Raw genomic sequence first — 6,197 nt, 5'->3', positions numbered from 1 at the left:
ATGGGCGCTATTTCTCCTGTTCCTTTCGCTACGGATGATTTTTTAACGAAAGTAGAAGAATTGGTCGTTAAACCAACAATTGACGGTTTACAAAAAGACGGAATTGATTATAGAGGATTTATTTTCATCGGACTGATGAATGATAACGGAAATCCATCAGTAGTTGAATACAATGTTCGTATGGGAGATCCTGAAACAGAAGTGGTATTACCTCGTATTCAATCAGACTTATTAGAGTTGTTTGAAGGGGTAGCTACGCAAACTTTAGGAGAAAAATCTTACGAAGTTACTCCACAAACTGCAACTACTGTAATGTTAGTTTCTGGTGGATATCCTGAAGCTTACGAAAACGGAAAAGAAATTACTGGTTTTGATACTGTAGAAGATTCGATTGTTTTTCATGCTGGAACCTCATTAAAAGAAGGAAAAGTAGTTACAAATGGAGGACGTGTGATGGCGATTACCTCTTTCGGAGATTCTATTGAAGAAGCCTTAGAAAAATCATACAAAAGCATCGATAAAATAGCCTTTGATAAAATGAATTATCGAAGAGATATTGGATTCGATTTAAAATAACAACCAAAATAGGTAATGTGACTGAAAAGGAGAAAATGCTTAAGGGTGATTTTTATGATTCAAGAGATGTTGAATTAATAAAAATATACCATAGAGCGCGTAAATTATTGAAGCTTTATAATAATCTTGATTCAGAATTAACACAAGAAAAAGCATCAATTTTAAATGATCTTCTTCAGTTTAAAGGGAATGGTGTTTGGATTGAAGCTCCTTTTTTTTGTGATTATGGCGAAAATATTTCAATCGGTGAAAATACATTTGTAAATACAAACTGTATTTTTTTAGATAATAATAAGATTACGATTGGTAAAAACGGATTAATTGCTCCTTATGTCCAAATATATACGGCAATTCACCCTTTAAAAGCTTCTGAAAGAATCGTTAAAGCACCCAATACTCAATACTTAACAGCTGCTAAACCTGTATTTATTGGTGATAATATTTGGATAGGCGGTAACTCTGTTATTTTACCTGGTGTTACTATAGGAAATAATGTAACTATTGGTGCTGGTAGTATTGTTACAAAAGATATTCCCGATAATGTATTAGCGTTTGGAAACCCGTGTAAGATTATTAAAAAAATAGAATAAATTGAGCATAAAAAAAGGAGTTGATAATCAACTCCTTTTTATTTCATTGCTTTTTCTAACGTAAACGAAAACTCAGATCCTTCTCCATATTTACTCTTTAAAAGAATGGTTTCGTTATGCGCTTCAATAATATGTTTTACGATAGAAAGTCCTAATCCAGAACCTCCTTGTTCACGCGATCTACTTTGATCTACACGATAAAATCGCTCAAACAAACGAGAAAGATGTTCTTGCTTAATTCCTTCCCCATTATCGTTTATTTTAATAATAAGTTTATTCTGATTGTATGGTTCAACACTCACTGTAGTAATACCACCTACTCTACCGTATTTAATAGAATTTACTACCAAATTTATTAGTACTTGCTCAATTCGTTCAACATCTCCTTTTACTAAGTGAGGAAAATCGTACACGCGATCGAAACGCAATGTGATGTTTCTCTTTTTAGCCTTCATTTCAAACAAATCAAACACATTTTGAATCAACTCAATAATGTTGAATGTTTGTATATTCATTTTCATTCCCTCTGTTTCTAACTTAGCAATCATATCTAAGTCTTTTACAATAGAGGTTAAACGCTCTACACCCTTATTAGCTCTATCTAAATATTTAGCAAGAATTTCTTTATCATCTGCAGCACCTTCTAATAGCGTTAAAATATATCCCTGCACCGTAAATAATGGTGTTTTTAACTCGTGGGCTACGTTTCCTAAGAAATCACGACGAAAAGAATCTCGTTGCGTTAAATGGGCTATTTCTTCACTCTTTCCTTCAACATATTCTTGTACGCTTTTAGTAAGCTCTTCAACGTCGGTCGTTACTTTCTTTCTTTTTAAATCGTTGATATCTAAAATAGAAATATCTTCATACATCTTTCTTACTCGTTGGTAAATAAAGTGTTCTGCTCGATATTGTATGACAAAAAACGACACAATAAACATGGCAATACCAAAAACGATAACTGCACCAATTCCTAAAATATTAACTAAAAACAGGTACGATAATACTGCTATTATCAACGATAATAACGTAGAATAGAATGCCGACCAAAGGGCGTATCTGTATGTTTTTTTTATTTTTACCATAGATAAAAAAATAGATTGCTAGCTAGCAATCTACTTATTATTTTTTGAGTTCAAAAATTATTTGTCTACTTCGTCTAGCACAAACTTATATCCTACCCCTTTAACCGTTTTAAAATAGTTATCTCCTATTTTTTCGCGTAGTTTACGTATATGTACATCAATAGTTCTACCACCAACTACAACTTCATTTCCCCAAACGCTATCTAAAATTACTTCTCTTTTAAATACTTTTCCTGGTTTTGAAGTTAGTAATGAAAATAGTTCGAACTCTTTTCTTGGCAACGCTATTTTTTCATCTCCTTTAAAAACAACATACTCATCTCGGTTGATGATAATATCTCCAATTTTCGTGGTTGTATCAGCTTTTTCTTCTGTTTTTAAACGACGTAGCAAAGATTTTACCTTGCTTATTAACACTTTTGGTTTAACAGGCTTTGTAATATAATCATCAGCTCCCGCATCAAAACCAGCTACTTGCGAGTAATCTTCACCTCTAGCAGTTAAAAAAGAAATTAAAACATCTTCTAAAGATTTTATATTTCTAATTTTTTCACAAGCTTCGATACCATCCATTTCTGGCATCATGATATCTAATAAAATTAAATGTGGAGTTACTTTTTTGGCTGTTTTTACAGCTTCTGCCCCATTATTGGCAGTAAAAACCTGATATCCTTCTGATTTTAAATTGTAACCTACAATTTCTAAAATATCTGGTTCATCATCTACTAGTAGAATTTTAATATCGCTAGTATTCATAGTTCATTTATAATTGATATCCAAAAGTAATCATAAAATAATAAACGCTTGATACACGCGCTTAACTTAACGTTCATTTAATATTTAATAAACTTTTACTTAAAAAAACACCTCGTAAAGCACAAAAATTTCCGTTTTTTCATTGTTTTTGTATCTTTATAAAAAGAAATTCTATGAAACTCATACCATCGCTTGGTGAAATAACTTCTAAGACAAAAGAAGCTTTTAAACGTTTTCCTGTAACACTTTCTTGGGTAGTTATTGGTACATTTTTTACTTTATTTACTATTGAAGCAGACACTTTTGATCGTACTGCTAATAGTAAAATTATTTTAACTTTTGTTTTAGGGGTAAGCTGGTTAATCGCTACTCGTTTTTTAAAAGAACAATTTAAGAAAAATCTTTCGTGGTTGTTCATCGTTGCCCTAGGTTTTTTAGTGGTGTTTTATTTTACTTTTGAAACCAATGAAAACAAAATTCATCAAAACACACTCACAAGGTTTGTTCTCTACTTTATAGCAGGTCATTTGTTTGTGATGATTGCTCCTTTTATTACAAAATGGAATAAATCGGCGTATTTTAACTACTTAAAAACTGTTTTTATATCTATTGTTAGAAGTATTTTCTTTTCACTAATTCTTTATTTAGGAATCGTAGTAGCATTGCTTGCTGTTAAACATTTATTCAATATTAATGTTAAGGGAGACCGTTTTTTACAAGTCTTTGTAATCTGTATAGGTATTGTAAACACATGGATTTACCTTTCTGATTTTCCAAAGGATATTCACAATCAACTTGCTATTAACTACACCAAGGCTTTAGAAGTTTTAGTAAAGTATATTTTAATTCCATTGGTTATTTTATACCTCATCATTTTATATGCATACAGTTTAAAAATTGTTATTAATTGGAATTTACCTAAAGGATGGGTTTCGTATTTAGTAATTGCTTTGTCATTTTTAGGTTTTATTGTTCAAACACTGATCAATCCTATTCAAAAAACAATTAAATCACGTGCTATTAAAAGATTTCACCCTTGGTTTTATTACTTGTTATTACCTTTAATCGGATTACTTTTTGTGGCTATTTTTAGACGTGTTAATGAATACGGAATTACCGAAAATCGCTATTTCGTGCTTGTGCTTGCTTTCTGGATTTTAGCCATGACATTGTACATGATTTTTAGCAAACAACGAAAAATTAGAATATTTCCATTAAGTCTAGCAATTATAACCTTGCTAGTTTCCTTCGGGTTCTGGGGAGCTTTTTCGGTATCATCTAAAAGTCAAGTTCAACGATTTGAAAAAGTGTACACCGATATTAAAAATACTGATTTTTTAACCACTTTTGAGAAAAAAAATCAACTACGCTCTATTATTCGTTACCTAAATGAAAAAGACGAGCTAGAGAAGGTTGCAGCAACTATAGGTTACAACCCTAAAACAACATTTAAAACTGAAAGTCATTGGCAACTACAAGAAAAATTAATGGATAGTTTAGATATTAAAGTAACAGATAATCCTGAGAAACCTTATAGAGCCCATTATTATAATTTAGATGATTTTAATATAACGTTAGATCTTAAAAACTATGATTTTTTAAAACGTTTATACATCAACCTTCACGAAAATAAAAACTCTATAAATCAGTACCAACTTGCTTTAACTGAAAGAAGTAATATTCTAAAAATTTCTACAGGAGAAGATTTAATAGGTGAAATCGACTGTACTGAAATGATTAAAAATCTTAAAAATCAAGAACTAAATTATAATTTACCCCTTGATTTAATGACTATTGAACAGCATTTTGAAATGTTGAATGTAAAACTTGTTTTTCAAAGTATTAATTTATCCAAAATTAATGATGATGCCTTAGAAGAATATTTATCTAACGCTACTATTTATGTTTTAATTAAAGAAAAAGATGCTTAATAAACTCAACTTACAAAACATTTTGTTTTTAGATATTGAAACCGTTCCAGAAGTAGAATTGTTTACCGATTTATCTCCTGAAATGCAAGAGTTGTATGCTTTAAAAACGCAGTATCAGCGAAAAGATGAATTTACTCCTGAAGAGTTTTACCACCGAGCAGGTATTTGGGCAGAGTTTGGAAAAATCATCTGTATTTCTGTTGGTTATTTTGTAGAACGAAAAGGCGTAAATCAACTACGAGTTACTTCATTTTATGGCGATAATGAGCATAAACTTTTACTAGATTTTAAAAACCTACTAGATACGCATTTCAATCATCCAAACCATTTATTATGTGCTCATAATGGAAAAGAATTTGATTTTCCGTACATCGCACGACGCATGATTATCAATGAAATTGAACTACCTAACAAACTCAATTTATTTGGTAAAAAACCATGGGAAGTTCCGCATTTAGACACCATGGATTTATGGAAGTTCGGCGATTATAAACACTACACTTCCTTAAAATTACTCACTGCTATTTTAGGAGTTCCATCACCCAAACAAGATATTGATGGAAGCGAAGTTGCCAATGTTTATTATCAAGAGAAAAACTTATCTCGAATTGTTGAATATTGCGAACGCGATACCGTAGCAGTTGCACAACTCTTATTGCGATTTTTAAACAAGCCTTTAGTTGACGAAATTGATATTATCAACGTTTAATAGAAGAACAATCTAAACTCCCTCCCTTTGGGAGGGTTAGGGTGGGCTTCTACCCTTCCAACTTCATTGAAAGTTCAAACCAACGTTCTTCTTTTTCTTCTAAGCTCTCAATAATTTGTTGCAGCTCAAGCGACTTTTCATTAATATCGTCCATTGCTATTTCTCCATTGGTAAACTGCGCTTCAAGATTAACCTTCTTTTTTTGCAACTTTTCAATATCAACCTCTAACTGACCAAACTCACGTTTTTCATTGTAACTCAGCTTTCCTTTTTGAGGTGCTTTTTCAGACTTTTCTACAACTGTTTTTTCTTCTTTAGGCTCTGGTGGCAATGAGCTTTCATACGCTCTGTAATCCGAGTAATTTCCAGGGAAGTTTTCTACTTCTCCTTCTCCTTTAAAAACAAACAATCCATCTACGATTTTATCCATAAAATAACGGTCGTGCGATACTACCATTAAGTTTCCAGGGTAATCCAGTAAAAAACTTTCTAATACATTTAGCGTTACCACATCTAAATCGTTGGTAGGCTCATCAAGAATTAAAAAATT

6 protein-coding genes and 1 pseudogene are annotated in these 6,197 nt (G+C 31.5%); 4 read left to right on the top strand and 3 right to left on the bottom strand.

Annotation, left to right across the window (positions count from 1 at the left end; translation table 11 throughout):
* Positions 1-576 (top strand): phosphoribosylamine--glycine ligase (locus OU788_RS11540; protein WP_274635309.1); only part of this gene is annotated, 576 nt, incomplete at its 5' end.
* A 17-nt stretch (positions 577-593) separates the two neighbouring features.
* Positions 594-1,166 (top strand): sugar O-acetyltransferase, encoded by a 573-nt coding sequence (locus OU788_RS11535; RefSeq protein ID WP_274635308.1) that lies wholly within the window; start codon positions 594-596, stop codon positions 1,164-1,166.
* Positions 1,167-1,204: 38 nt separating this feature from the next.
* Here the strand turns inward: OU788_RS11535 and OU788_RS11530 are convergent, their stop codons facing one another.
* Together OU788_RS11530 and OU788_RS11525 are read right to left on the bottom strand one after the other, a co-directional pair.
* The gene (locus tag OU788_RS11530; protein ID WP_274635307.1) at positions 1,205-2,251 is read right to left on the bottom strand and encodes a sensor histidine kinase; all 1,047 of its coding nucleotides are present in this window, start codon (positions 2,249-2,251) and stop codon (positions 1,205-1,207) included.
* A gap of 57 nt (positions 2,252-2,308) precedes the next feature.
* Positions 2,309-3,007: a response regulator transcription factor gene (locus tag OU788_RS11525; RefSeq protein WP_274635306.1), complete on the bottom strand. Its 699-nt coding sequence runs from the start codon at positions 3,005-3,007 to the stop codon at positions 2,309-2,311.
* 173 nt (positions 3,008-3,180) lie between these two features.
* On the opposite strand from OU788_RS11525, the gene OU788_RS11520 reads away from it, so the two are divergent.
* Together OU788_RS11520 and OU788_RS11515 are read left to right on the top strand one after the other, a co-directional pair.
* Positions 3,181-4,938, top strand: a complete 1,758-nt coding sequence (locus tag OU788_RS11520; protein WP_274635305.1) for a DUF4153 domain-containing protein — start codon at positions 3,181-3,183, stop codon at positions 4,936-4,938.
* The gene (locus OU788_RS11515) at positions 4,931-5,647 is read left to right on the top strand and encodes a 3'-5' exonuclease (RefSeq protein WP_274635304.1); all 717 of its coding nucleotides are present in this window, start codon (positions 4,931-4,933) and stop codon (positions 5,645-5,647) included. The genes OU788_RS11520 and OU788_RS11515 overlap by 8 nt, the downstream gene beginning before the upstream one ends.
* Before the next feature lie 49 nt (positions 5,648-5,696).
* On the opposite strand, the pseudogene OU788_RS11510 reads toward OU788_RS11515, so the two are convergent.
* Positions 5,697-6,197: pseudogene (locus OU788_RS11510) on the bottom strand (ABC transporter ATP-binding protein); the annotation flags it as partial.

This window comes from Tenacibaculum sp. L6, from assembly GCF_028823685.1.
Classification (GTDB): Bacteria; Bacteroidota; Bacteroidia; order Flavobacteriales; family Flavobacteriaceae; genus Polaribacter.
The sequence above is the reverse complement of the archived record's forward strand: the minus strand, read 5'-3'. Positions and strand labels throughout refer to the sequence as shown.